We start from the raw sequence: 25567 nt of genomic DNA on the forward strand, positions 1-25567 counted from the left end.
GCGACCGCCCCGCACGGGGCAGCCGGCCCGTGTGGGGTGATCCGGGCCTCCAGGCAGTACGACCGGAAGCAGTGCGACCCGGAGCGATGCGACCGGAGGCGGTGCGACCGGAGGCGGTGCGACCGGAGGCGGTGCACCCGACGGCGCCGTGGCCGCAAGCCGTCAGCGACGACCGAGCAGGCCGAGCAGCCGGTCGACGAGTCGCGACCACCAGCCGGCCGCGGCCGGCTCTGCCGCCGTGTCGGTGTCGGCTTCTGCCGCGTCCGCGACGGGGGCCGGGACGACGGGTGCGGCGACGGCGTCCGGCAGGACGACCGGCGTGCTGGCGGTGACGCCCTGGTCCGCGGTGAGCGCGGCGGCGAAGGCCGCGCGGTCGATGACCGTCGGCCCGGTGGCGGGCAGGACGAGCGGGGTCGGTCGCGTGGCCGCGGACACCGGGGACACGGCCGGGAGGCCCAGCACCGGCCGGACGGGTTCGTCGCGTTCCGGGGTGACGAGTTCCACCACCGGTGCGGCTTCCGGTGCGGGTGCCTGCTCTGCTGCGGGGACGCTCCGTGCTGCGCGGGTCGGCACCGGGGCCGGTCGGGTGACGAGCGTCACGGGCGCGGTCGCTGCGCGGCGGGCTGCGGCGCGGTCACGGCGGTCCGCCTCGGCGGCGGCGTCGGTCAGCAGGTCGGCGAAGACGGTGTGAGCGAAGGCGCGGGCGGCCGTCACCTCGGGGTCGTCGGAGTCGGCGACGGTGGCCTCCCACGCGGCGAGGCGAGCGAGGTCCTCGTCACGGCGGCGGACCTCGTCCTCGAGCAGGACGATGCGCTCGATGCTGCTGCGGCCCGTCGACGAGGACATCTCGACGGCGAGGTCCTCGATGCGGAGGGCCAGACGCTCCGGCGGCTCCGGGAAGGACGGGGCGCAGACAGCGGCGTGCCGGGCGCGGTCGCGGCGGAACGCGGGGGCGGCGGGCGCCGACGGGGTCGTCTCGTCGGCCGGTGCCGGGGTGGCGACGTGCGCCGGTGCCAGGGTGGCGGCGTGCGCCGGGGCGGTCGTCGCGGTTGTCGCGTCGGCGGTCGGCGCTGCGGCCGTCGCTTCGTCGGCGGTCTGCGCTGCGGCCGTGGCTTCGTCGGCGGTCGAGGTGCTGATCGCGGCGTGTCCGGGGCGCTGCACGGGGCCGGTGACGGGCGGGACGACGAGGTCCGGCACGTACGGGGCACGGGTCGCCGGTGCGTCGCGGAGCCACTCCTCGAGCTCGCGGCCGAACGGGTCCACGAGCGGGGTGCGTGCGCCGGACTGGGTCTCCATGTCCGAAGGATAAATATCGCGCGGGACGAAACGCGGGACATCCGCGGTGTGTCGCTGTACCGCCTGCCATATCGGAGCAGAGTTGAGCGGCGTGTCGCGCCCCGTGCTCACCGGGGTGGGCGGAGGCCGTCCTCGAACGCCCGCAGCAGTTCCCGTCCCGCGGACCAGGCACCGACACCACTGGTGACGTTCACGTGCCCGAGGGCACCGACACGGACGACGTCCGCGCCCATCGCGTCGGCGAACACGACGGCCCGGTCAGCGCTGCAGTACGGGTCGTCGTCGCTCACGACGAGGCGCGTCGGGATCTGCTGGGCCGGGGGCACCGGCCGCGGTGCCACGAAGCCCGCGGCCTCGGCCGGGAACGCGTCGCCGAGCGGGTCGGGCGGGGCGACGAGGAAGCCGCCGTCGACGAGCGCGGGAGCGTCCACCGTGGTGACGAGCCAGTCGGCGACGGCCAGGACGCCGAGGCTGTGGGCGATGAGGACCGGGGGCTCCGCGCACGAGGCCACGGCCGTGGCGATCGCGGCGCGCCAGTCGTCGGGGTCCGGGTCGCTCCAGGAGCTGGGGGCGATGCGGACGGCGGCGCGGAGCTGGTGGTGGCGGTCGCGCTCGTCCTGCTGCTCCCGCTCCCGCTCCCAGACGGACTGCCAGTGGTCCGGCTCCGAGTTCCAGATGCCGGGGACGATCACCCACGGTCGCGGTCTGCTCACCCGGGCAGCGTAACGAACCGGCGAGGCGCGATCCGGAGTGTGACGTGCGTCAGGGCTGCGGGACCGCGCCCCGGGGCTGCTGCAGCGTGTCGCGCGGGTACTGCCCGAAGCGCGACGCGTACGCCGCCGAGAACCGGCCGAGGTGCGCGAAGCCCCAGCGCAGCGCCACGCTCGCCACCGTCAGGTCACCCGCCGACGCACGCCGGAGTTCCTCGTGCACGCGGTCCAGGCGGATCCCCCGCAGCAACGCGTTCGGCGCTGTGCCGACCTGCCGCTGGAACGCCTGCTGCAGCCCCCGGACGCTCAGGCCGACGTGCAGGGCGACGTCGGTCGTGGTCACGGGCGTGTGGGCGAAGGCGTGCATGAACTCCACGGCCTCGCGGACGCGGCCCGTGGCGCCCTGCGGCAGCCCGACGTCGGGGGCGATGGACTCGTGCGGGAACGTGTCGAGGAACGCCAGCGCGGTCTCGCGCACGGTCTCGGCGAGGGCCAGCTCGGTGAGCGGTGCCGGGCCGAGCACGATCGCTGCGGCACGCTGCACCCGGGCGTTCCAGGCGCGGAGGCCCTCCGGCCGGGGCGCCGCGGTGTGGTCGAACACCAGGGGGCCGGGCCGGGTGCCGTGCACCTCGGCGGCGACGCCCTCAAGGTACGTGCGGTCGAACTGCACGAGGCTCTGGCGGATGTCCTGCAGGTCGAACGCGAAGGGGCGCCGTGTCGGGAACACGCGGGGCGTCCCCGGTGCGAAGTCGACCTCCTGGCGACCGACGTCGACGCGGCCACCGCCGTCGGAGGTCCACATCACGACGTACTCGTCGGGGACCTCGACCTCGCCCTGCATCCGCCCGTCGAACCGGGTGGAGCGGAACGTCATCGTGTCATCGCCGACGACCTGGAACCGGTACGCGAACGGACGATCGGTCCGGGACGCCGAGAACCCCGTGCTCTCGTAGGCCTCTTCGTACAGTTGCACGGCCGCGTCGAGTCCGGCGCCGGACGTCTCGAACCGGATCCGGGGATCAGGCTCGACAGTCATCGCGCGAATCGTGACACGGTGTCCAGGATGCGCGGCAATCGGCGATCCGTCATTGCGGTTTACGGCCCACGGAGTGCGCTGGGCGGACGACCGGGGCGGATCCGTAGATGCGTGACGGCCGTGCTCCCGCTCAGTGCCGGGAGCGCAGCACCGTCCAGCGGTTCCGGTCGGCGACGCGTTCGTACCGCAGGTCGTCGACGACCATCCGGACGAGGGCGAGCCCGCGACCGCCCTCGGCGAAGTCGTCGGGCAGCACGGCGGCGTCGGGATCCACCGTCGCCGCGACCCCGTCGTCGGACAGCAGCGCCTGGAAGCGCTCGTCGCCGATCTCGAGCCGGAGCTCGCACGAGACACCGTCCGCACGCGCGCCGTGCTCGATGACGTTCGAGGTGAGTTCGACGAGCGCGAGTTCGAGCGCCATCCGGTCCTCGGTCGCGACGGACGGCTCGTGCTGCCACACGCCCGCGAGGAAGTCGTGCACGGCGGACACGTCGTCCGGGGGGCACGCCAGTGCGAGCATGTGCTCGGCGACGGGGGCGGTCATCACCAGTCGGTCACCGCGGCGTCCCCGTCGGGGTACGTCCGCAGGATCTTGTCGATGTTGGAGAGCTTGAGCACCATCTGGACCTGTTCCGACGGTGCCGCGATGCGGAGGTCGCCGCCGGCCTGCCGCGCGGTCTTCAGGCTGCCGACCAGGGCGCCGAGCCCGGAGGAGTCCATGAACTCGACCCCGGAGAGCTCGACCACGAGCCGCGAACGCCCGTTGCCGACGATCTGCGCGACGGTCTCGCGGAACGTGGGCGCGGAGACCATGTTGAGCCGGCCGCTGCACTCCAGGACGGCGGTGTCGGTCTCCGCCTCGTGTACGACGATGTCCATCTCGGTGGGTCTCCTCAGATCGGTGCGCCTTGCAACCAGCAACCTACCGGCTCAGACCCTCAGTTGTGGGACCGGTTTCGCCGCGTCGCCGTCACCTGGACCACCACGGCCGCGGCCATCAGCGCTGCCATCACCCCGCCCATGGCCAGCGCGGTGCCGCCGAGCGCGCCGGCGAGCGGGGTGCCGAGACCGCCGATGCCGAAGGTCAGCCCGCCCTGCAGGGCGGCCGCGGTGCCCGGGTGCGCCGCGCCGACGTGCTGGGTGCGGGTCATCGCCGCCGGCAGGACGAAGCCCCACGCGGCCGTCACGACCGCGAGGGCGCACCACACCGGCACGGGCCCGAGTCCGAGGAGCGCCGACACGAACACGGCCGTGGCCCCGACCGTCCCGACGACCAGGCCCAGGGTCAGCAGGGCGTCTTCGGTGAACCGTCCGACGAGCCGACCGAACAGCAGCGTCGTGACGATCATCATCGACGCGTTCGTGGCGAAGACCAGCGTGTACAGGCCCTCGGAGAACCCGAACTCCGACTGGAACACGAACGAGCTCGTCGCGATGTACGCGAAGAACCCCACCGTCGACAGCACTCCGCTCAGCACGTAGGCCCGGAACCGCGGGATCGCCAGGAGCTCGCGGATGCGCCGCCCGTTGGCCGCGAACCCGACGCCACCACGACGCTCCGGCGGCAGGGTCTCGCGGAACCGCAGCACCACGGCCACGAAGAACACGGCGCCGAGCACGGCCAGCACGACGAACATGAGCCGCCACGTGCCGACCGTCAGCACCGCTCCCCCGACCAGCGGGGCCACCACGGGTCCGATCGCGTTGATGGCCGCGAGCGTGCCGAACACCTTCGCCATCCGGGTGCCGCTCGTCACGTCGGACACCATCGCCCGGCCCGCCACGGCGCCCGCGGCACCGGCGAGTCCCTGCGCAACGCGGGCCACCACCAGCGTCACGACGTCGGGGGCGAGCGCGCAGCCGACCGACGCGAGGGCGAACAGTGCGGTCCCGACGACGAGCATCGGCCGACGACCGATCCCGTCACTCACCGGTCCGACGAGCAGCTGGCCGACCGCGAAGGCCACGAGGAACGCCGTGAGCGACAGCTGCACCGCGCCGGGCGTGGTGCCGAGGTCGCGCGCGATGGCCGGGAGTGCGGGGATGTACATGTCCGTGGCGAACGGCGACACGCCGACGATGAGCGCCAGCGGCACGATCGGGGGCAGCACGGTCGTCGTCGGTCCCAGCCTGCGCTCCGTCGTCACCTCGGACACGCTACGCGTCCCCGAATCGATTCGACAGGCACTTCGTGAGCAGCCACGGTCGGGTCGCGGTGCCGGAAGCGACCGTTGCTGCTCACGAAACGCGGCCTGCGACGTGCGCGCGGACGGACTGGAGGCCCGGTGCGGCCCCGCCACGGGCCTCCCGTCCGGCGCGTGAGCGGTCACGACACCCCGCTCACGTCCGCCGAGTGGTCGCGTTCCGTCGCTCGGCGACGGCGCAGCCGACGGGTCGTGACCACTCGGCCGGGGCCACCCGACGTGTCGTGACCACTCGGCGGAGCGGCGCGTGAGTGGTCACGACACCCCGCTCACGTCCGCCGAGTGGTCGCGTTCCGTCGCTCGGCGACGGCGCAGCCGACGGTTCGTGACCACTCGGCCGGGACCTCCCGACGTGTCGTGACCACTCGGCGGAGCGGCGGCGTGCGGCACGAGCGGTCACGACACCCCGCTCACGTCCGTCGAGTGGTCGCGTTCCGTCGCTCGGCGACGGCGCAGCCGGCGGTTCGTGACCACTCGGCCGGGACCTCCCGACGTGTCGTGACCACTCGGCGGAGCGGTGGCGTGCGCCGCGTGAGTGGTCACGACACCCCGCTCACGTCCGCCGAGTGGTCGCAACCGGTCGCTCGGCGACGGCGCAGCCGACGCTTCGTGACCACTCGGCGGCGCGACCCGGGACGCGCGCGCGGACGGACAGGAGGCCCGGTGCCAGCTGGCACCGGGCCACCTGTCCGTCGGTCGGGGGCGTCAGCCCGTGTTCTGCAGGCCGGCCGCGATCCCGTTGACGGTGAGCAGCAGGAGCCGGTGGTCGGCGTCCGTCGGGTCCGTGCTGCCGGACGTACGGATGGCGCGCAGCGCGCGGAGCTGCAGGTGTGACAGGGCGTCGACGTACGGGCTGCGGAGGCGCACGGCGCGGGCGAGGACGGGTCGGTCCTCGAGCACGTCGCTGCCGCCGGAGACGCGGAGCACCCAGTCGCGGGTGCGGACCATCTCGTCGAGCACCTTCGCGGCGAGGTCGTCACGGTCGGCGAGCTCGAGGTACCGGCGGGCGATGTGCTCGTCGGTCTTCGCGAGCGACATCTCGACGTTCTTGATCATCGCGGCGAAGAGCGGCCACTCGGCGTACGCGGCGCGGAGCACGTCGACGTCGCCGACGGCCTCGAGCGCGGAGCCGAGCCCGTACCAGCCAGCGAGGTTGATGCGCGCCTGCGTCCACGAGAACACCCACGGGATGGCGCGGAGGTCCTCCAGCGACTCCACCGACAGGCCACGACGGGCCGGGCGGGAGCCGAGGGGCAGCAGGCCGATCTCCTCCATCGGGGTGACCCGGGCGAACCACGGCGCGAAGCCGTCGGCCTTGACCAGGTCGTAGAAGGCGACGCGCGAGACGTCGTCGAGCTGCTGGGCGAGGTCGGCGAACCGGGCGGCCGCGGCGGCGGTGCGCGCCTCGTTCGACGGCGACGACGCGAACAGCGTCGCCGAGGCCATCTGCTCGAGGTGGCGGGCGGCGATGTCCTGGTCGCCGTACTGGGCGAAGATGACCTCACCCTGCTCGGTGAGCTTCAGGCGACCGTCGATCGACCCCGGCGGCTGCGCGAGGACCGCCTCGTTGGCGGGACCGCCACCGCGGCCGAGCGAACCGCCCCGGCCGTGGAACAGGGTCAGCTCGATGTCGTTGTCGCGGGCCCAGTCGGCGATGCGGGCCTGGGCGTCGTACAGCGCCAGGTTCGCGGACACCGGGCCGACGTCCTTCGACGAGTCCGAGTAGCCGAGCATGACCTCGAGCCGACGGCCGGTCGCGGCGAGGCGTCGCTGGAACGCCTCGGTGCGGACGGCCTCGTCGAGGATGTCGACGCTGGCGTGCAGGTCGGCGAAGGTCTCGAACAGCGGGATGACGTCGAGCACCGGCGCGGCCTCGGCGGAACCGAGCGCGGCGACCGCGAGTTCGTGCACGTTCGCCAGGTCCGCCGGGGACTGCGTGAAGGACACGATGTACCGGTTCGCCGCACGGACGCCGTAGCGGGACTGCAACCCGGCGATCGTGCGGAAGACGGCGAGGACCTCTTCGGTGGTCTCGCTCAGTTCGCCACCGGCGCGGATCTCGGCGAGGGCCGTTCGGTGCACCTGCGAGTGCTGCCGGACCTCGAGCTCGGCCAGGTGGAACCCGAAGGTCTCGACCTGCCAGACGAGGTTCTGCAGCTCGCCGTTCGCCGGGCGGATGGCACCGGCGGCGATGAGCGACGCCTGGATGGTGCGGAGGTCGGCCAGCAGCGCCTCGGGGCCGTCGTAGGACAGCGGCGTGGTGCCGGTCCGGGTGGCGTCGATGCGGGCGGCGACGAACAGGAGGGCACGACGGTGGGTCTCGTTCGGTGCGCGGACGCCGATGCGCTCGGCGATGCCCGGGTCGAGGGACTCCTGCGCGGCGACGAGGGCGGTGAGGCCGGCGTCGGCGGGGGTGTCGCTCGCGTCGAGGGTCAGGGCGCTGCCGATGCGGGTGGACGCGCGGGCGAGGCCGAGCAGGATGTGCTCCGCCGCGATCTCGGCGGCCTGGCGGGTGACGTCGGCCGTGACGTGCGGGTTGCCGTCGCGGTCGCCGCCGATCCAGGTGCCGAACCGCACGAACGCGGGCGCGATCACGGAAGCGCGGCCGGCGTCGTCGCCCTGCAGCCGGTCGTCGAGCAGTCGGTAGACCTGCGGGACGATCTCGAACAGGGTCTGGTCGAACACGCTCATCGCGGTGCGGACCTCGTCGAGCGGGGTCGGCCGGGTGGTGCGGAGCGGCGAGGTGCGCAGGAGGGTCGTGATCTCCTCGAGCAGGCGGCGCTCGTTCTCGGCGCGGGCCATCGCGTTGCGGGCACGGTCGCGCTCGTCGATGAGGTCCGTGATGCGGCGGACACCCGTGGTGACCGCGCGGCGGCGGGCCTCGGTCGGGTGGGCCGTCAGCACCGGGTGGAACCGCAGGGTGCGGAGGCGCTCGGCGGCCTCGGCCTCGCCGACCTCGGCGACGAGCTCGGCGTAGGTGGCGGGGAACGAGTCGCCGGCCACGCCGCCGTCGTCACCACGCTGCCGGAGGACCCGCACGCGGTGGTGTTCCTCGGCCAGGTTTGTGAGGTGGAAGTAGGTGGTGAACGCCTGTGCCACGGCCTCGGCGCGTTCGGCCGACATGCCAGAGACGATCGCCTGGGCACGCGCTGCGCCCTCGGCGTGGTCGCCTTCGTAGGCGTCGATCACGGCGGCGCGCAACGACTCCACGTCGTGGAGCAGTTCGTCGCCCCCGTTCTCCCGCAGCACCCGGCCGAGGAGGTTGCCGAGGTACCGCACGTCGGCGCGCAGGTCACTGTCGACCGCACCGCTGACGTCGTCCCGCGCGCGCTCGTGGCGTGCAGATCCGTCGATCGCCGTCATGGAGTCCTTTCCGGGTCGTCCGGGAGGCTGGTCCCGGGTCCCAGCAGCGTATCGGCACCCGGGGACGCATGACGTCGACCGTCCGGACGGACGCGGGGCCGGGGCCGGGGCCGGGGCCGGGGCCGGGGCCGAGGGCCCTGCGCGGGGACCGCCGCTGTGCGGTCAGGCCGTGACGGCGGCGACCGACGTGTCGCCCGGCTCCTGACGGAACGGAGCACGGCGGGCGTCGAGGCCGGCGAGCAGCCCACGGTTCAGCTCGTAGGCGAGCTCGACCTCGGCGATCACCCGCTCCTGCTCCTCGGCCGTCCAGGGCGCGGCGTCGAGCTGGGCCCGGTAGGTGTGCTCGAAGTCGCTCGGGTCGGCGACCTGGTCGAAGATGTAGAAGAGGACACCGTTCGTGTCGAACCCGAACCGCTCGGCCAGCACCTGCCCGATCACGTGCCCGCCGGACACGTCGCCGAGGTACCGCGTGTAGTGGTGTGCCACGAAGCCGCCGGGCCACTCGGCCGCGACCTCGTTGAGGCGTCGCACGTACGCGGTCGTCGCGGGCAGCGGGCACACCAGCTCGGACCAGTCCGGGCCGATCAGGTACTCGAGGTCGGCGCGGATCGCCGGCATCCGGGTGAGCTGCGCGGTGACGAACGGCGCCGCCACGGGGTGGTCGGCCATGCGTTCCGCCGCCCGCTCGAGCGCGTCGTACACGAAGGCGTACTGTCCGAGCAGGTCCGCGTAGTCGGCGACGTCGCAGTCGCCGCCGAGCAGGTCCTGCATGAAGCCGCTCGTGGCCGAGGCACCGTGCGAGCGCCGCGTGCGACGCCGCAGCAACTCGGAGAACGGGATGACGGTCGAGTCCATGAGGTAAGGCTAACCTTAGTGCCGCGCGCGTCAAGCAGGGATCACCCAGGTGGCGCCGAACCCGCGAGAGGAAGCTCCCCCACGATGAGCTCGAAACCCAAACGCCCCCAGCACGTCTTCGTCGTCGACCGCACCGAACGGCTCTCGCCCCACATGGTGCGCGTGCACCTGGGCGGCTCGGCCTTCGAGGACTTCGTCGCCCAGGCCGACCCCGACCGGCTCGGCTCGACCGACAAGTACGTCAAGCTCCTGCTCGCGAAGCCGTCGCTCGGACTCGTGCCGCCGTACGACCTCGAGGCCCTGCGCGAGACCCTGCCGAAGCACGACCGGCCCGCCCGCCGCACCTACACGGTGCGCGCGGTCGACCACACCACGCGGACCATCGCGATCGACTTCGTCGTGCACGGCGACGAGGGCCTCGCCGGTCCCTGGGCAGCGTCTGCGCAGCCCGGCGATCGACTCGCCCTGTCCGGGCCCGGTGGTGGCTACGCGCCGACCCCTGACCCGGCGGTCACGCACGTGCTGCTCGGCGACCACAGCGCCCTGCCCGCGATCGGCGCCGCACTCGAGTCGATGCCCGGCTCCGCCGTCGGCGTCGCCCTGGTCGAGGTGGCCGGGCCCGCCGACGAGCAGGACATCCGGCACCCGGCCGGGGTCGACCTGCGGTGGCTTCACCGGGACGCCACCGGCGCCCAGCCGGGCACGCTCCTGCTGGAGGCGGCCCGCGGGCTGCCGCGTGCCTCCAGGCCGGTCCAGGTCTTCGCGCACGGCGAGCGGACCGCGATGAAGGCGATCCGTCGGCTGCTGCAGGACGACTGGGGGCTGGAGAAGCGCGAGATGTCGTTGTCGGCGTACTGGGCGCTCGGTCGCGGTGAGGACGAGTTCCAGGAGGAGAAGCGCGAGCCCGTCGGGGTGATCTTCACCGACTGACGGCGGCCTGCGTGCCCGTTCTTTCCCATGGCGGGCGCGATGGCTGGTGGGAACGGGCGTACCTGGTCGGAAGAACGGACCAGGTATGCCCGATTCGACCAGGTACGCCCGGTTCGACCAGGTACGCCCGGTTCGCGCAGGTACGCCCGGTTCGACCAGGTACGCCCGGTTCCCGCAGGTACGCCCGCTCTTTCCCAGAACGGGTGCGATGGCTGGTAGGAACGGGCATACCTGGTGGGAAGAACGGACCAGGTACGCCCGATTCGACCAGGTACGCCCGATCACGGTAGGTACGCCCGTTCCTTCTCAGAACGCGCGCGATGGCTGGTGGAAACGGGCGTACCTGGTCGGAAGAACACGCCAGGTACGCCCGATTCGACCAGATACGCCCGATTCGACCAGGTACGCCCGATTCGACCAGGTACGCCCGGTACGCCCAGCGCGCAGCGGCCGGGAGGCCCGGGGCACGTCGGTGGGTCGGGCTAGCGTTCGGCGCATGGTCACCTCGTCGTGCTGCGTGCCGGGTTGCGCGGGCGTGCTCGCGGACGGGCTCGCGGGCGTCCCCCTGTGCGGCGCGCACGTCGCGTTCGTCGCCGACCTCGCCGCCGAACACTCCGGCATCGAGGACACCCTGCCCGGACCGTGCCCGGCGTGCGGTTCGCGGATCGGGGTGCGGTTCCCCTCGGGTGCGGTGTGCGCCCGGTGCGAGTGGCGCTGGGGTGACGTGCCGGACGGCGACCTCGCTCCCCCTCGGGTCGACGTCGTCTACTACCTGCGGATGCGCGACGACTTCGGCGACCGCATCAAGATCGGCACGACGATGAACCCTCGGCAGCGGCTCGCGGCGATCCCGCACCAGGACCTGCTGGCGTTCGAGCGCGGTGACCGGACCCTCGAACGCCGCCGGCACGCAGCCTTCGCCGCCAGCCGGTACCCGGGCACCGAGTGGTTCCGGGTGACGCCGGAACTCCTGGCCCACGTGGACGCCGTCGCCGCCGGGGTCGACGACCCGTGGGACCTGCACGCCCGGTGGACGAGCGAGGCGCTCGCGCTGCGGGGCTGACGCGCGACCAGGCCGTCGGGGCACCTGCTCAGGCGGCCTGCAGCATGCGGTCGGCGGTGCGGAGCGAGAGCGCCATGATCGTCAGCGCCGGGTTCGCGATGACCGCGCTCGGGAACACCGAGTTGTCGGCGATCCACAGGTTCGGGACGTCCCACGAGCGGCCGTCCTGGTCGACGACGGAGGTCTCGCGGTCCGTGCCCATCCGCGCGGTGCCGATGGTGTGCGCCGTGCGTTCGAGCACCCGGACGTCCTGGCCACCGGCAGCCTCGACGATGGTCGTCATCGTGCGGACCGCGTGGCGGCGGATCGCCTCTTCGTTCGAGCCCGGGGTGAACGAGACCCGGGCACGCGGGACGCCGTGCTCGTCGAGTTCGTCGGTCAGCTCGAGCCGGTTGTCGTCGTACGGCAGGCACTCGGCGTTGATGCCGACGCCGGCCGAGAACGGGTAGTCCTGCAGCGCCCGGACGAGCTCGGTGCCGCGGAGTCCGCCGCCCCGGACCAGCGAGGTCGCGAAGGTCTGCGGCTGCACGCCCAGGCTCTGGATGAGGTAGCCGCCCGCGAAGTCGGCGTCCGCCGGTCGGACGAAGTCCTCGGTGATGATCGACGACGGGTACCCGCGGTACGAGCGCATCGACTCGTCGAAGCGCGCCCACACCTGGGTGGCTCCGTGCGCGGTGAAGTTCCGGCCGACCTGTCCGCTGCCGTTCGCGACACCGGTGTGCAGCAGCAGCCGCGGCGTCTCGACACCGCCCGCGGCGAGGACGAGGGTCCGGCAGCGCTGGCGGTGCTCGAGCCCGTCGGCGGTGTACAGGACCGCCTCGACCCGTCCCGCCGCGTCGAGCTCGATGCCGTGCACGAAGGACTCCGGACGGATCTCGGCACCGAACGCCACGGCGGCGGGCAGGTAGGTCGTGTCCATCGACACCTTCGAGCCGTTGCGGCAGCCCTGGTGGCACGAGCCGCAGGACACGCAGGCCTGACGCAGCCCGTGGTGCTCCTGGTGCCGGTCCTCGGTGGTCAGGCCGACGGGGGCGTCGGTCGCGGTGATCCCGGCGGCCGCGGTGCCGCGCATCATCATGTCCGACGAGGCGTTCCGGGCCGGCGGGCGCATCCGGTAACGGCGGGACGGGTCCCACGGGTAGTGCTCGGGGCCGGCGACGCCGACGTCGTGCTCGACCTGCTCGATCCAGCCGGTGAGTTCGGCGTGGCTGATCGGCCAGTCCTGCCCCGCGCCGCTCTCGGTCCGCAGCCGCAGGTCGTGCTCGCTCGGCCGCGGGGTGAACGCGCCCCAGTGCAGCGTCGAACCGCCGACGCCCGTGCCGCTGTTGTTCGGGCCGAAGGCCGTGGGGGTCCCACCGCCGCTCAGCCGCTCGTCCATCCAGTTGATGTCACCGGGGGCGGCGACCTCGTCCGGCACGTGGTCGCCCGGCTCGGTGTTGCGACCGGCCTCGAGCGCGACGACCGTCAGGCCACGGCGGGCCAGCGATGCGAGGAGCGGCGCTCCCCCGGCCCCGGTGCCGACCACCACCACGTCGACGACGTCGTCCATGCCGTACGTGCGTTGTCCGTCGAGTCTCATCGTGCAGCTCCGGTCGTCGGTGCGGTGTCCATCGTGCCGGCGGTGCCGGCGGTACCGGGGCCGGCGGGGGCCTCGGGTTCCCAGGCCTCGCGCTCGCCCGCCGCGAGCAGCTGGAAGCCCTGCTTGCGGACGCCGTCGCCGCCGTTCGCGTAGCCGTCGAAGTCGATGGCGGCCATGGTGGCGGGGTGTGCGAGCCAGTGCTTCACGAGGTCGACGCTGGCGTCCTCGAACCACGCGCGCAGCTGCTCGGCGTCGAGATCGCCGTCGGCGCGGTACCGCCCGGCAGCCACGGACTCGAGGGCCTGGTCGAGCACGCCGTCGCGGGCGGGTGCGGCGAGCACGTCGAGCGCGGCACGGTAGGCCTCGGCGTCCACCGGCAGGCCGTCCGGCCGCCAGCCGTCGCCGAGCCCGGCGGCCAGCTGCGCGTCGACCCGCAGTGCCAGGTCGACCTGGTCGGTGCCGGGCTGCGGGACGACGATCCGCGCGACCGCACGCAGGGTGTCCAACTGCGTCGGCGTCAGGGCGTGGGGTGCAGCCGCCGGGTCGTCGGGCAGTGCCCGCTGGGCCAGCAGGCCTCGGGTCCGGGCGCTGACCCGCGGTGAGGCGATCACGCGGGCGTGCTCCACGGGGACGACCGGCGACCCCGTGACCCGGCGCTGCCAGAAGTCGCGGATGCGCTCGGCCACGGCCTCGGGCTGTTCCCAGGGCAGCAGGTGGGCTGCGCCGTCGACGACGTGGAGCTCGCTGTTCGGCCAGTGCGGCAGGGTCAGGCGGCGCTGGGCGTCGGCATCGAGGTCGCCGTCCTCGGCGCCGGCGAGCACCAGGGCGGGCACCGGGTTCGGTGCGGCGTCCGACCAGTCCTCGCGGCTGCCGCGGGACAGCCAGTCCGTCCAGGCTGCCGGGTCGGTCCGCTCGACGTCCTGCACCGCCGCGCTGTGCCGCGAGGGCGCCAGGGGTGCCGCGGTGTTGGCGGCGACGAACTCCTCGGCGTCCTCGGCGCCGATCGGGCCACCGGCAGCCCACGCCAGCATCGTCCAGCGGCGGTCGTCGTCCATCGGCTCGGGAGCGAGCGGGGACGCGGCGAGGAGCACCACGGCTCGCAGCCCGAACAGGCCGTTCGCGCCGGAGATCGTGCGGTCGGCCACCACCGTGGCGACCTTGCCGCCCATCGAGTGCCCGAGGAGCATCCACTCCGTCGAGCCGCTCGCCCCGATCGCGCGCTCCACCAGGACGGCCATCTCCTCGACGGTGGTGCCGGACGACGCCGGGCTGCGACCGAAGCCGGGCAGGTCGATGCCGATCAGGTCGAGGTCGCCGACGAGTTCGGCGCGCAGCAGCGCGAACTCCTCGGAACTCGCGCCGAGGGCATGGAGACAGAAGACGGTGGTCACCATGTATACCTACCCGTCGCTCGCGACCGCTCCCAGCCGGGTCGTACCCCGTCACGCCGCGCCTGTCCCCCGGTCGGCGGCGTCACCGGGCGTACGCGTCGACGAACAGCGCGCCCCGGAGCTCGCGCAGGGTGTCCGCAAGCCGCTCGACGGTCCGCCCGGAGATGCCCGAGACCTGCAGGTCGTAGGGGCCGAGCGCCGGCAGCCGTCCGGTGCGGATGCGGACGACCTCCCACCCCACGGCACGGACGGCGCGGTCCTTCCGGCGGTCGGTCTCCTGCCGGGGGCCGACGTGCTCGAGCCCGTGCCGACCGGTGGAGTCGTACTCGATCGCGACGCGGAGCTCGGGCAGGATGATGTCCGGCCAGGCCTCGACGTGGTCGAAGAACGGGCGGTCGAGCCGGATCGCGGAGTGGTCGTAGGTGAACGCGAACCGGTCGGACAGCATGCCTCGGAGTTCGGCTTCGACCGCCGATGCCGTCGCCGGGGCGCAGACGCTCGTGAACGACTCACCCGACGGCAGCCGCGGGGTCTTCGGGCAGATCGTGCGGGGAACGGACTGGGCGGCCCGACGGGGTGCCCCAGCGGCCGACCCGGCGACGGGCCGACGGGACCGGGCACGGCTCGACGCAACGGCGCCGGCCGGGACCCCGCGGACCGGAGCCGCCGGCAGGGTCTGTCGTCCGGTACTCCGGACGACCCGCTGCGGCACGGGCACCGCCTGGGGCCAGTCCGACGGCAGCACCGGCCACCGCTGCGGCTGGGCCTGCACCGCGCACTCGGGGCACCAGACGGAGCGGCGGCGCTCACGACCCGGGCGGGACCGCTGTTCGGACGGGGTCGCGACGAAGACGTGCCCGACGTCGCACTCCCAGGTGAGCAGGACCTCGGCCGCCGGGGGGACCTGGGTCAGGACAACGCCGTGGTTCAGGTCGGGGTGGTACTGCCTGATGAGCACCGGGTACGGCGCCCAGTCCGCGCGGAACTGTCCGACGGCGTACGGCACCGCTTCGCCGCGCGACCACTGTCGGCGGCGCCACCACGCATCGACGGGTTCGGCCACGCCACCACGCTAGGAACGACCACCGACACCCGCCGCACCACGCAGGGACCCGCGATCGCTCAGGAGGCCAGCGCGTGCTTCACGTAGGCGACCAGGGCGTTCGCGTGCCCGTGTCCGAGGCCGTGCTCGGACTTGAGCCACCCGACGACCTCCATGTGCTGGTGGTCGTCGAGCCGGTCGGCGACCAGGTCGAGCCACTCCTGCACCGGGCGGCCGTACGTCGTCTCGATGCGCGGGAAGTACGACGCCGGACCCTTCACCTTGGTGCCGTCCGCCGGGGGTGCCGGGGCGGTCACACGATGCGCTGTCATGGCGCAACGGTAGCGCTTCGTCGGCCGTCACGGAACGTCTCCCAGGACACCGTTCTGTGACGCCGCGTTGCGCCGGATGGCCGGGTGTTGCGTCGCGTGGCGGGGTGTTGCGCGACCCGTTGTCGGCGCCGCCCAGGCCTCCTACGGTCGCGACATGACCGACACCACCAGGGCCCCGCAGCGGGAGGCGACCAGCGTCGACGACGGGGGTCGACCGCCCGAGGCGGGACGCGCCTCCAGGCCGACGTCCGCGACCATCGTCGCGGCCGGACACGCCGCACTCGACCGCCCCGTCGTGCCGCTGCGCCACCCGATGCGGTGGATCGCCGCGGCCCTCGTGCTCGTGGTGCTGCTGAACTTCGTCGAGACGCTGTTCACCAACGAGCAGTGGGGCTGGCCCGCCGTCGGCAAGTGGCTGTTCAGCCCCGCCGTCCTGACCGGACTGCAGCTGACGCTGACGGCGACGGCGCTGAGCGCGGTGATCAGTTTCGCCGGCGGTGTGGTCGTCGCGATCGCACGGCTGTCGCGGAACCCCGTGCTGTCCGGGCTCGCCTGGGGGTACGTCTGGCTGTTCCGGTCGGTGCCGCTCATCCTGGTGCTCGTCTTCCTGTACAACCTCGGGTCGCTGTACCCGACCATCGGCATCGGCATCCCCTTCGGGCCCCAGTTCCAGGTGCCGACCGCCAACGTCCTCGGCGACCTGGCGATCGGCGTGATCGGGCTGAGCCTCAGCGAGATCGCCTACGCGTCGGAGATCGTCCGCGCCGGCGTGCTCGCCGTCGACCACGGGCAGCACGAGGCCGCACAGGCACTGGGGCTCCCCCGCCGCCGCCAGTTCGTGCGGGTGATCCTGCCGCAGGCGCTGCGGTCGATCGTGCCGGCGTTCGTCAACCAGGTCGTCGGACTGCTGAAGGCCTCTTCGCTGCTGTTCTACGTCTCGCTGCTCGACCTGTTCGGCGTGGTGCAGAACCTGTCGAGCACCTACCCGACGGACATCATCCCGCTGCTCGTCGTCGCCACGATCTGGTACCTCGTGCTCACCAGCGCGGTGTCGATCGTGCAGTACCACGTCGAGCGGTGGACCGCCCGAGGCTCGGTCCGGGCGCTGCCGCCGACACCCTGGCAGCGGGTGCGCACCGCCGTGCGTCGCGCTTCCGGACGTGGGTCGGGACGGCCTGGAGGCCCGGATCACCCCCGGCAGGCCGCCTCCGCAGCGCGCGTGGTCGCGTCCGGCCCCGGTTCCACCATCGACGACAGGACCATCTGATGAGCGCAGCGATCAGCATCCACGGGGCCGTCAAGGCGTTCGGGGACAGCGTCGTCATCGACGGCATCGACCTGTCGCTGCCGTCCGGCAGCGTGACCGTCGTCCTCGGCCCCTCCGGTTCCGGCAAGTCCACGCTGCTCCGGGCGATCAACCACCTCGAACCGCTCGATCGCGGGATCGTCACCGTCGGCGACGAGCCCATCGGTGTCCGCCTGCGCACCGGCCGCGACGGTGTCCCCCGCTGGAAGGAGCTGCCCGAGCGGCACATCCTGCGGCAGCGGTCACGGATCGGCTTCGTGTTCCAGCACTTCAACCTGTTCCCGCACCTCACCGCGCTCGAGAACGTCGCCGAGGGGCCGATCGCCGCCGGGGTCCCCGTCACCACGGCCCGAGCGCGGGCACGGACCCTGCTCGATCGGGTCGGACTCGGCGACCGCGGCTCGGTCCGCCCCCGGCAGTTGTCCGGCGGGCAGCAGCAGCGCGTCGCCATCGCCCGGGCCCTGGCGCTCGAGCCGTCGGTGGTCCTGCTCGACGAGCCGACCTCGGCGCTGGACCCGGAGCTCGTCGGCGAGGTGCTCGGGGTCATCCGGGGGTTGGCGGACACGGGCACGACGCTCGTCATCGTCACGCACGAGATCGCCTTCGCCCGCGAGGTCGCCGACCACGTCGTGTTCCTCGACCACGGGCGGGTCGTCGAGCAGGGGCCGCCGGCCCAGGTGCTCGACCACCCGCAGCACACCCGCACGCGCGACTTCCTGTCCCGTGTCCGCTGACCCCTGATCCCCGCACGCACCCCACACCCACCCCAAGGAGAACCATGTCCACGATCACCCCGTCCCGCTGGCGCAACCGCGCCGGCTTCCTCGTCCTCGCAGCCGGCGTCGTCGTCGCCCTCGCCGGGTGCTCGGCGGGCGCTTCCGCCGACACGAGCGGCGAACCCGACGGCTCCGTCACCATCGGCGCCGCCTCGAACGGTGCGGCGAAGGAGACGACCCTCGAGGTCACCGAGGACACGAAGCTGCACGACGCGCTCCCCGCCGCCGTCCGGGAGTCCGGCAAGTTGACCATCGGCGTGGGTGCCCTGCCCGCCGGGTTCCCGCCGCTCGCCTTCACGGGCGACGACCAGAAGACGATCACCGGTTCGGAGCCCGACCTCGGACGACTCGTCGCCGCGAAGCTCGGGCTGCGCGCGGACGTGCAGAACGCGACGTGGGACAACCTGTTCGTCGGCATCGACAGCGGCAAGTACGACGCCGGCTTCTCGAACGTCACGGTCACCGAGCAGCGCAAGGAGAAGTACGACTTCGCCTCGTACCGGCAGGACAACCTGGCCTTCCAGGTGCTGGCCTCGAGCTCGCTGCGCTTCGACGGCGACCCGTCCGTGCTCGCCGGGAAGACCCTGTCCGTGAGTTCCGGCACGAACCAGGAGAACATCCTGCTCGAGTGGCAGGAGGAGCTCCGGGCGAAGGGCGAGGACTTCACGATTAAGTACTACCCGGACGGCAACGCGGTCAGGCTCGCGCTCGACTCGGGCAAGATCGACGCCTACTTCGGCCCGAACCCGACGATCGCCTACCAGAACACGCAGAGCGGGAGCACCGCGAAGCCGACGAAGACCGCGGGCACGTACTCCGGCGCCGGCTCCTCGTTGCAGGGGCTCATCGCAGCGACGACGAAGCAGGGCAGCGGGATCGCGAAGCCCGTCGCGGCCGCGATCAACGAGCTCATCGAGGACGGCACCTACGCGAAGTGGCTCGCGGCCTACAACCTGTCGAACGAGGCCGTGAAGACGTCCGAGGTGAACCCCGAGGGTCTGCCGCTCGACAACAGCTGAGGTGTGCCGCGACACCCCCGTGACCGTCGTGGTCGCGGGGGTGTCGTCGGTTTCTCGCACACGCACCCGATGTGTGCGCAACGAACGACATCCCACCCGTCGAACGACAGGTGGGATGTCGGAACATGCACACGCAGAGACCTACCGCGCAGCCAGAGCGGACTCCCCCTCGACGACACGCGCCGCCCACTCCGCGGCGAGCAGCTCGTAGGAGCGCACCCGGACGTCGTGGTCGTGCGCGATCGTCGTGACGAGCAACTCGTCCGCTCCGGTGACGCGCCGGAGCGTCTCGAGCCGGTCCGCGACGTGTGCCGGATCGCCGACGAACCGGGTCGCGAGCCGGTCCGCCACCGATGCGGTGGCATCGTCGGGCAGCCGCGCCGCTCGCGCCTGGTCCGGGGTGGGGTACTCGATCGCCCCGACGCCGGAGCGGATCGAGTGCACCCACTGGGCGTACCCGGTCCCGAGCTCCTCCGCCTCGGCCGCGGTCGGCGCCACGAGCACGTCGGCCGACACGATGACGTGCGGGGCGTCGAGCACGCCGGGGCGGAAGGCATCGCGGTAGGCCTGCACCGACGCCAGGACCGTGCCGGGCGATGTGTGGTAGTTCGCCCCGTACGGCAGTCCGAGCGCACCGGCGATCCGGGCGCTCTCGCCGCCGGTGGACCCGTGGATCCACAGCTCGACGGCGGCGCCCGCGGACGGCGGGGCCTCGACCACCGCACCATCCCGTGACCACGTGCCCGCGAACAGGCCGCGGATCAGGTCGAGTTCGCCCGCGAACCGGTCGACGTCGCCCGGCACGCGGCCGAGCAGCTCCCCCTGCAGGGCGAACCGGCTGCCCGGCGCGATGCGGAACTCGAAGGGGGCGGGGACGAGCAGGCCGTCGACGACCTGGTCGGTCCGCGGGGCGAGCGACGGCGGCTTCGGGGTGCCGGGAGCCGGGGCGCCGGACCGTCCGAGCCCGAGGTCGATCCGGGCACCGTACAGCGCGGCGAGCGTGCCGAACGTCTCGGCGATCTGCAGCCCGCGGGTGTTGCCGACCAGGGTCGCGGCGCTGCCGACCCGGATGGTCGAGGTGGCGGCGGCGACCGCACCGATGACGATCGTCGGTGCGCTGCCGGCGACCCCGGGGTTCAAGTGGTGCTCGGCCAGCCAGTACCGGACGTACCCGGCACGTTCGGCACGCTGCGCGAGGTCGACCGTGTTCGCCAGGGCCTCGGCGGGGGTCGACCCGCTGCTCACCGGCACGAGGTCGAGGACGGAGAGCGGCACCGGGCTCATGCGGGCACCCGCTGCCGGTCGAGGACCCGTCCGGGCAGGCCCAGGGTCTGCCGGAGCGTCGCCCCCTCGTCGTACGACTGCCGGTGGACGCCGCGCTCCTGCAGCAGTGGGACGACCCGGTCGACGAACTCGTCGAGGCCGTACGGGTTGGTGTGCGGCACGACCACGAACCCGTCGGTGGCGCGCTCCTGCACGTACCGGTCGATCTCGGCCGCGACGTGCTCGGGCGTGCCGACGAAGCCGCCGCGGGTCGAGACCCGGATGACCAGGTCACGGATCGACAGGTGTTCGGCCGCGGCGAGGTCGCGCCACCACTGCACCAGCGCGGGCACGTCGCGGGTGTGACGGACGCGGCCACGGGTGATGTCGGCGCCCTCGAGGTCCGGGTCGACCGAGGGCAACGGCCCGTCGACGTCGTACGACGTCAGGTCGCGGTTCCACACCTGCTCGAGGAACGCGATCGCGGTCGCCGGACTCACCTGTGCGCGGCGGATCGCCCGGGAACGTTCCTCAGCCTCGTCCGCCGTGTCACCGAGCACGAACGTCGCGCCGGGCAGGATCAGCAGCTCGTCCTTCGACCGCCCGACCCGCTCCAGGCGCTCGGTGACGTCGCCGTAGAAGCGCTGTGCGTCGTCGAACTCGGTGTGCAGCGAGAAGATGACCTCGGCGTTCGCGGCGGCGAGGTCGCGGCCCTCGTCGGAGTCGCCGGCCTGCACGATCACCGGGTGCCGCTGGGGACTGCGCGGCACCGGGAACGTGCCGGTCACGTCGAACTGCGGGCCGTGGTGGTCGACGTCGTGGATGCGGGAGCGGTCGGCGAAGGCCCCGGCGGCCAGGGCCCCGGCGGCGCCCGACCCGGCGGCCGAGGCCACGACCGCGCCTGGCTCCCACGAGTCCCAGAGCTCGCGGGACAGCTCCACGAACTCGGCGGCGCGCGTGTACCGGTCGGCGTGGTCGAGGAACCCGCCACGGCGGAAGTTCGCACCGTGGAACGCGTCCGAGCTCGTCACGACGTTCCAGCCGGCGCGACCGTCGGTCAGGTGGTCGAGCGTGGCGAGCTGCTTCGCGAGCTCCACCGGCTCGTTGAACGTCGTCTGCAGGGTGCCGACGAGCCCGATGTGGTCGGTGACCCCGGCCAGCGCCGCGAGGATCGCGAGCGTGTTCGGGCGCCCGACGACGTCGAGGTCGTGGATGCGTCCCTTCTGCTCGCGCAACCGCAGCCCCTCGGCGAGGAACAGGAAGTCGAAGAACCCGCGCTCGGCGTTCCGGGCGAAGTGCTCGAACGACGAGAACGCGATCTGGCTCTCGGCTCGGTCGTCGCTCCAGACGGTGGTGTTGTTGACGCCCGGGAAGTGGGCGGCGAGGTGGACCTGACGCTTGGCGCTCATGCTGAGACCCCCGAGGAGACGGAACCGACACCGGCACCGGTGACGGCAGGGCGCGAGTACCGGCTGACCGCCGGCGCGATGCCGAGCCGCGTGCGCAGGTCGGCGGTGGGACGGGATGCCACGTCGGCGCGGAGCCCCGCGGTGACGAGCGCCGGGACGAGCTGCCGCGCGATGGCGGTGCTGTCGACCGGGATGCGCAGTGGACGGAGCCGGGCGCCGGCGTACCCGAGGGCCCGCAGGTCCGCGATCAGCGACACGAGTTCCGGCGCCGTCGTCGCGAGGACGGACGTGTCCGACCCCGTACCGACGGCGTACGGGGCGCCAGCGGCCGCGTCGAGCGCGGCGAGCTCGTCGGCGGCGGCGGCCGGTGACGACCCGATGAGCACGGCGAGGTCGGCGAGGACCGGACGGCGGAGGTCGGATCCGGCCGCCTGCTCGGCGTCACGGACGAGTGCCAACGCTTCCCGCGCCTCCCTGCCGTCGAAGCCGGGCGTGACCAGCACGACGTCCGCAGCGTCCACGGCGAACGCGGCCGCGTCGGCGCGGTGTGCCAGCGCGAACACCGGCGGTCGACCCTGCGGGGACCGCGGCACGATCGACGCGCCGTGCACCGAGACGAACGAACCGGAGAACGCCGCGTCGTGGATGCGGTCGCGGTCGATGAAGCGGCCGGTCGTGACGTCACGGATGATCGCGTCGTCGTCCCAGCTGTCCCAGAGGCGGGAGACGACCTCGGCGGCCTCGCGGGCTTCGTCGAACAGCGTGGCCGCGTCGTCGCCTCCGGGTCGGCGGCCGAACAGCGCGGCCTCGCGGGTCGTCGGACTCACCTGGATCCGCCATCCGGCCCGCCCCAGCGAGACGTGGTCGAGGGTCTGGAGGCCCGTGGCGACGTGGAACGGTTCGGTGTGCGTGACCGAGACGGTCGGCACCAGACCGATCGCGCGGGTCGCGGGGGCGACCGCGTTCGCGACCAGGAGGGCGTCCAGGCGGCCGACGACGGTCGACGTGTCGAGGTCGCCGTCGGGGTCGGTGGGGCCGGCGGTGAAGGAGTCCTCGAGGGTGACGGCGTCGACTCCGAGCCGGTCCTGCTCGACGACGACGTCCCGCCAGTGCCGGAGGCTCGTGAGGCGCTGTGCTGCCGGGCCGGCGACGCGCCAGGCGGCGGGATGCCAGCCGGCTCCCTGCAGCGCGGTGACGAGGGTGATGCGTTCGGACACGGTCATGGCGGCGACGCTAGGACGGTTCGGCCGGGCTGCGAAGCGGTGTTGCGGAACGTGACCGACGGTGTCGCCGTGTGACGCGCGGCGGGGCGGGCCGCAGGGGCGCACCTCGCACCGTGCGAGGATCGCCGGATGGTCTCGTCGTTCCTGACCCACGCTGAAGTGATCGTCGACCCCGCGGTCCCGATCGAGTCGTGGGGGCTGTCGCCTGTTGGCCGCGTCCGGGCCGCCGCTGCCCACCCGCTCGCATGGACACCGGGCTCCCGGCGGATCGTCTCGAGCACCGAGCGCAAGGCCGCCGAGACCGCCGACCTGCTCGCCAGCGCCGTCGGGCTGTCGGTCGAGCACGACCCCCTGCTGGGCGAGATCGACCGGAGCGCGACCGGCTACCTGCCGCCGTCCGAGTTCGAGGCCGTCGTCGACGCGTTCTTCGCCGAGCCCGAGCAGTCGGTCCGCGGCTGGGAGCGGGCGATCGACGCCCAGGAGCGCATCGTCGCGGCCGTCCGCCGGCACTGCGCCACCGGCGACGTCACGATCGTGTCGCACGGTGCGGTCGGCGCGCTGCTCCTGGCCCACCTGCGCGGCGTCCCGATCACGCGCGCCCTCGACCAGCCCGGCATGGGCAGCGTCTTCCGCTTCGACGCGCCCGCCTGGCGGGCGACCAGCGGCTGGAGACGCGTCCCCGCGACCTGACGGGAGGCGCGGGGCGGGGCCGCCACGGGCCTCCCGTCCGTCGCCTGCGCGGCCCGAGCGCCCCGCTCGTCAGACCCCGCGCGTCGCGCCCGTCACGGGGCCGGGGGCGGCGTCCTCGTCGTCGGCGTCGTGCAGGGTCCGCTCGGCCTGTCCGAGCAGGTGGTGCACGGCGAGGCCGATCGAACGGGCACCGACGACCGCGACGAGCACGCTCAGCAGCGCCAACAACACGGCGGTGGGGATCCAGGCGGACGGCAGCGCGAGTGCCCGGAACCACTCCACCGAAGCGGTGGCGACCGCGGCGGCCGGGAACACGAACGACCAGAACCCGAGCGAGAACGCCAGGCGGACGTACCGCGGCAGCAGGGCCAGCTGCACGAGGACCATCAGGACGCCGAGCCCCGCGATGGCCTGCACGGGCAGGGTGACCGCTCCGTCGGTGAGGGCGAACACCGACAGGGTGGCGACCGCCGGCGGCGCGACCAGGATCGCCATCGTCGGCACGAGCGGCCCCGGCAGCGCCGGTCGGAACGCCAGCCGGATGAGCAGCAGGCCGGTCATGACGCCCCAGAAGAACACACCGACGCCGAGGGCCGGCCAGGAGAGCCAACCGACGCCGACCTCGTGCGTGGCGACCGAGGCGACCAGGGCCGCGGCGACGGTCGGCAGCAGGTAGCCGCCGTGCACGGACTCCAGGGCGAGCCGGCCCTCGAACCAGGTGCTCAGCAGCCAGGCGGCGAACCCGGCCGCGGTGGCCACGGCGGCGAGCACGACGACCTGCCCGGCGACGGGGGCGAACCGCGCCAGGTCGACGCCGAGCAGCATCGCGGTCGCGGGCACGAGCGCGGCGATCGGCCCCTGCGCCGGGTGGCGGAGCTGGTCGACGAGCCGTTTCCCCGACGCGTGCGCCCCGGACGGCGTGCGCCCCGAGCAGCCACACCCACGCGACGGCGGCGATCGCCCAGAACACCTGCGGCACCACGGCGGGCAGGTGCAGCACGGGGGCGGCGTACGACCACGTCTCGGCGAAGCCGGCGAGGCCGAACGGGACGGCGAGGGTGTTGAGCGGGATGCGGGAGGTGGGTCGTGGCATGGCTCCCCCATTCTTCCGGACGTGTCGGCTGCCCCGGTGCGCGCCCGGGGGCCGTGCGTGCTCCGCGGTCAGGCTGCGGGCAGTTGCTCGCCCGCCTCGATCGCCACGTCGAGCCGGTTCTCGGCGGGCGGCAGCGGGCAGGTCGCGTGCGGGGTGTACGCGCACGGCAGGTTCGTGGACCGGTTGAAGTCGATGCGGGTGGCACCGTCGGCATCCGGTGCGGCGATGTCGAGACTCCGGTTCGCGGCGTACGTCGTGACCCCGCTCGTGTGGTCGGTGAAGAGCACGTGCAGGCCACGGGCGTGCCCGTTGAACGCCAGGAGCGACCGCGGCCCGTCGAGGTCGAACGTCAGGACGCCGGGGGCCTCGTACACGTGCAGCAGACCGTCGACGACGCTGCCCACGGTGACCTCGCGCGGGGTGTCGAACGGCTCGAAGTGCGCGTCCACGACGAACCGTTCAACGGGGGCGTACACCGGGGTGCCGCGGTAGCCGACGCGGGTCGGGTTCGACGGGTGCCGCGGGCGCAGCAGGTCACTGCCTCCGCGCCGGGCGACCTCGATCACCACGGTCTCGTCGCCGTCGCGCCACACCACGTTCGTGCTCGAGCGCTCCGGCAGCGGGCCGAACCGGTGCGTCCCGGTGACCGGCTGCCCGTCGACCTCGATCGTCTCGTCGTCGGCCAGTGCGACCACCGGGCCGTGCTCGTCCGTCGACCAGCTGCCCGGAGCGTCGTCGAACCGTTCCGGCGTGGCGGTGAGCCAGCGGATGCTCGTGATCGCGAGGAACCCGTGCTCGCTCGCCCGGGCCTGCTCGTGGTCGTCGTGCCAGGCGGTCCACGCTCCGGCGAAGTTCGGTACGGCCGGGGTGGTCGGGGTCGTGGTGGTCGGGGTGGTCGCGTTCGCCGGGGTCGTCGTGCTCATGGGTCGACCGTACGACGCGCGGACCGGGGGCGCGACGCGGAACGTAACGGGTCCGACCCCTCGT

At 73.3% G+C, this 25567-nt stretch carries 23 protein-coding genes; 6 read left to right on the forward strand and 17 right to left on the reverse strand.

The features are described 5' to 3' along the window. Positions 1 to 162: 162 nt before the first annotated feature. From DEI85_RS09105 to DEI85_RS09140, 8 genes are all read right to left on the reverse strand, one after another. The gene (locus tag DEI85_RS09105) at positions 163 to 1296 is read right to left on the reverse strand and encodes a hypothetical protein (protein WP_111123056.1); all 1134 of its coding nucleotides are present in this window, start codon (positions 1294 to 1296) and stop codon (positions 163 to 165) included. A gap of 107 nt (positions 1297 to 1403) precedes the next feature. Next, on the reverse strand, positions 1404 to 2009 hold the full coding sequence (locus DEI85_RS09110) for an RBBP9/YdeN family alpha/beta hydrolase (RefSeq protein ID WP_111123057.1): 606 nt from the start codon (positions 2007 to 2009) through the stop codon (positions 1404 to 1406). A 49-nt stretch (positions 2010 to 2058) separates the two neighbouring features. Next, positions 2059 to 3042: a helix-turn-helix transcriptional regulator gene (locus DEI85_RS09115; RefSeq protein WP_111123058.1), complete on the reverse strand. Its 984-nt coding sequence runs from the start codon at positions 3040 to 3042 to the stop codon at positions 2059 to 2061. A 130-nt stretch (positions 3043 to 3172) separates the two neighbouring features. After that, entirely contained in the window at positions 3173 to 3586 is a 414-nt protein-coding gene (locus tag DEI85_RS09120) for an ATP-binding protein (protein ID WP_110862231.1), read from the reverse strand. Beyond that, positions 3586 to 3921 carry an STAS domain-containing protein gene (locus DEI85_RS09125; protein WP_017886068.1) on the reverse strand — a complete coding sequence of 112 codons (336 nt, stop codon included), beginning with the start codon at positions 3919 to 3921 and terminating at the stop codon, positions 3586 to 3588. Before DEI85_RS09125 ends, DEI85_RS09120 begins: the two co-directional genes overlap by 1 nt. A gap of 59 nt (positions 3922 to 3980) precedes the next feature. Next, entirely contained in the window at positions 3981 to 5189 is a 1209-nt protein-coding gene (locus DEI85_RS09130; protein WP_258376244.1) for a multidrug effflux MFS transporter, read from the reverse strand. A 762-nt stretch (positions 5190 to 5951) separates the two neighbouring features. Continuing rightward, on the reverse strand, positions 5952 to 8609 hold the full coding sequence (locus DEI85_RS09135; protein WP_111123060.1) for a phosphoenolpyruvate carboxylase: 2658 nt from the start codon (positions 8607 to 8609) through the stop codon (positions 5952 to 5954). A 162-nt stretch (positions 8610 to 8771) separates the two neighbouring features. Further along, positions 8772 to 9464 carry a biliverdin-producing heme oxygenase gene (locus DEI85_RS09140; protein WP_110862225.1) on the reverse strand — a complete coding sequence of 231 codons (693 nt, stop codon included), beginning with the start codon at positions 9462 to 9464 and terminating at the stop codon, positions 8772 to 8774. 84 nt (positions 9465 to 9548) lie between these two features. Between DEI85_RS09140 and DEI85_RS09145 the strand changes: the two genes are divergently transcribed. Next, positions 9549 to 10394, forward strand: a complete 846-nt coding sequence (locus DEI85_RS09145) for a siderophore-interacting protein (protein ID WP_111123971.1) — start codon at positions 9549 to 9551, stop codon at positions 10392 to 10394. Between the two features lie 496 nt (positions 10395 to 10890). After that, positions 10891 to 11457: a GIY-YIG nuclease family protein gene (locus DEI85_RS09150; protein ID WP_110862220.1), complete on the forward strand. Its 567-nt coding sequence runs from the start codon at positions 10891 to 10893 to the stop codon at positions 11455 to 11457. A 28-nt stretch (positions 11458 to 11485) separates the two neighbouring features. Here DEI85_RS09150 and DEI85_RS09155 read toward each other — a convergent pair whose 3' ends face one another. The 4 genes from DEI85_RS09155 to DEI85_RS09170 all read right to left on the reverse strand — a co-directional run bounded on the left by DEI85_RS09155 (position 11486) and on the right by DEI85_RS09170 (position 15801). After that, positions 11486 to 13036: a GMC family oxidoreductase gene (locus DEI85_RS09155; RefSeq protein WP_111123972.1), complete on the reverse strand. Its 1551-nt coding sequence runs from the start codon at positions 13034 to 13036 to the stop codon at positions 11486 to 11488. Then, complete coding sequence (locus DEI85_RS09160) at positions 13033 to 14427, reverse strand: alpha/beta fold hydrolase (protein WP_181436419.1); 1395 nt, start codon at positions 14425 to 14427, stop codon at positions 13033 to 13035. The genes DEI85_RS09155 and DEI85_RS09160 overlap by 4 nt, the downstream gene beginning before the upstream one ends. Positions 14428 to 14509: 82 nt before the next feature. After that, positions 14510 to 15490: a putative endonuclease domain-containing protein gene (locus DEI85_RS09165; RefSeq protein ID WP_111123974.1), complete on the reverse strand. Its 981-nt coding sequence runs from the start codon at positions 15488 to 15490 to the stop codon at positions 14510 to 14512. Positions 15491 to 15549: 59 nt separating this feature from the next. After that, positions 15550 to 15801 (reverse strand): DUF4287 domain-containing protein, encoded by a 252-nt coding sequence (locus tag DEI85_RS09170; protein ID WP_111123975.1) that lies wholly within the window; start codon positions 15799 to 15801, stop codon positions 15550 to 15552. 154 nt (positions 15802 to 15955) lie between these two features. On the opposite strand from DEI85_RS09170, the gene DEI85_RS09175 reads away from it, so the two are divergent. Genes DEI85_RS09175 through DEI85_RS09185 form a run of 3 tightly spaced genes read left to right on the forward strand, consistent with a single transcriptional unit; the run spans position 15956 to position 18902 of the window. Beyond that, positions 15956 to 17068, forward strand: coding sequence for an amino acid ABC transporter permease (locus DEI85_RS09175; protein ID WP_110862211.1), 1113 nt, complete (start codon positions 15956 to 15958; stop codon positions 17066 to 17068). Beyond that, positions 17068 to 17841 carry an amino acid ABC transporter ATP-binding protein gene (locus DEI85_RS09180; protein WP_111123976.1) on the forward strand — a complete coding sequence of 258 codons (774 nt, stop codon included), beginning with the start codon at positions 17068 to 17070 and terminating at the stop codon, positions 17839 to 17841. The genes DEI85_RS09175 and DEI85_RS09180 overlap by 1 nt, the downstream gene beginning before the upstream one ends. Before the next feature lie 44 nt (positions 17842 to 17885). Then, on the forward strand, positions 17886 to 18902 hold the full coding sequence (locus DEI85_RS09185; RefSeq protein WP_110862207.1) for a transporter substrate-binding domain-containing protein: 1017 nt from the start codon (positions 17886 to 17888) through the stop codon (positions 18900 to 18902). A gap of 141 nt (positions 18903 to 19043) precedes the next feature. Here DEI85_RS09185 and DEI85_RS09190 read toward each other — a convergent pair whose 3' ends face one another. The 3 genes from DEI85_RS09190 to DEI85_RS09200 are packed head-to-tail and all read right to left on the reverse strand — an operon-like array spanning position 19044 to position 22797. Next, positions 19044 to 20186, reverse strand: coding sequence for an LLM class flavin-dependent oxidoreductase (locus DEI85_RS09190; protein ID WP_111123977.1), 1143 nt, complete (start codon positions 20184 to 20186; stop codon positions 19044 to 19046). After that, a complete protein-coding gene (locus DEI85_RS09195; protein WP_111123978.1) occupies positions 20183 to 21574 on the reverse strand; it encodes an NtaA/DmoA family FMN-dependent monooxygenase in 1392 nt (463 codons plus the stop codon). The genes DEI85_RS09190 and DEI85_RS09195 overlap by 4 nt, the downstream gene beginning before the upstream one ends. Continuing rightward, the gene (locus DEI85_RS09200) at positions 21571 to 22797 is read right to left on the reverse strand and encodes an LLM class flavin-dependent oxidoreductase (RefSeq protein WP_111123979.1); all 1227 of its coding nucleotides are present in this window, start codon (positions 22795 to 22797) and stop codon (positions 21571 to 21573) included. The genes DEI85_RS09195 and DEI85_RS09200 overlap by 4 nt, the downstream gene beginning before the upstream one ends. A gap of 129 nt (positions 22798 to 22926) precedes the next feature. Here DEI85_RS09200 and DEI85_RS09205 point away from each other — a divergent pair, with 129 nt between their 5' ends. Continuing rightward, positions 22927 to 23487: a histidine phosphatase family protein gene (locus DEI85_RS09205; RefSeq protein ID WP_111123980.1), complete on the forward strand. Its 561-nt coding sequence runs from the start codon at positions 22927 to 22929 to the stop codon at positions 23485 to 23487. Between the two features lie 69 nt (positions 23488 to 23556). Here the strand turns inward: DEI85_RS09205 and DEI85_RS09210 are convergent, their stop codons facing one another. After that, on the reverse strand, positions 23557 to 24327 hold the full coding sequence (locus tag DEI85_RS09210; RefSeq protein ID WP_258376379.1) for an SLAC1 family transporter: 771 nt from the start codon (positions 24325 to 24327) through the stop codon (positions 23557 to 23559). A 321-nt stretch (positions 24328 to 24648) separates the two neighbouring features. After that, on the reverse strand, positions 24649 to 25503 hold the full coding sequence (locus DEI85_RS09215) for a DUF1684 domain-containing protein (protein ID WP_258376380.1): 855 nt from the start codon (positions 25501 to 25503) through the stop codon (positions 24649 to 24651). Between the last annotated feature and the right edge of the window lie 64 nt (positions 25504 to 25567).

Source organism: Curtobacterium sp. MCBD17_026 (assembly GCF_003234895.2).
GTDB classification, from domain to species: Bacteria; Actinomycetota; Actinomycetes; order Actinomycetales; family Microbacteriaceae; genus Curtobacterium; species Curtobacterium flaccumfaciens.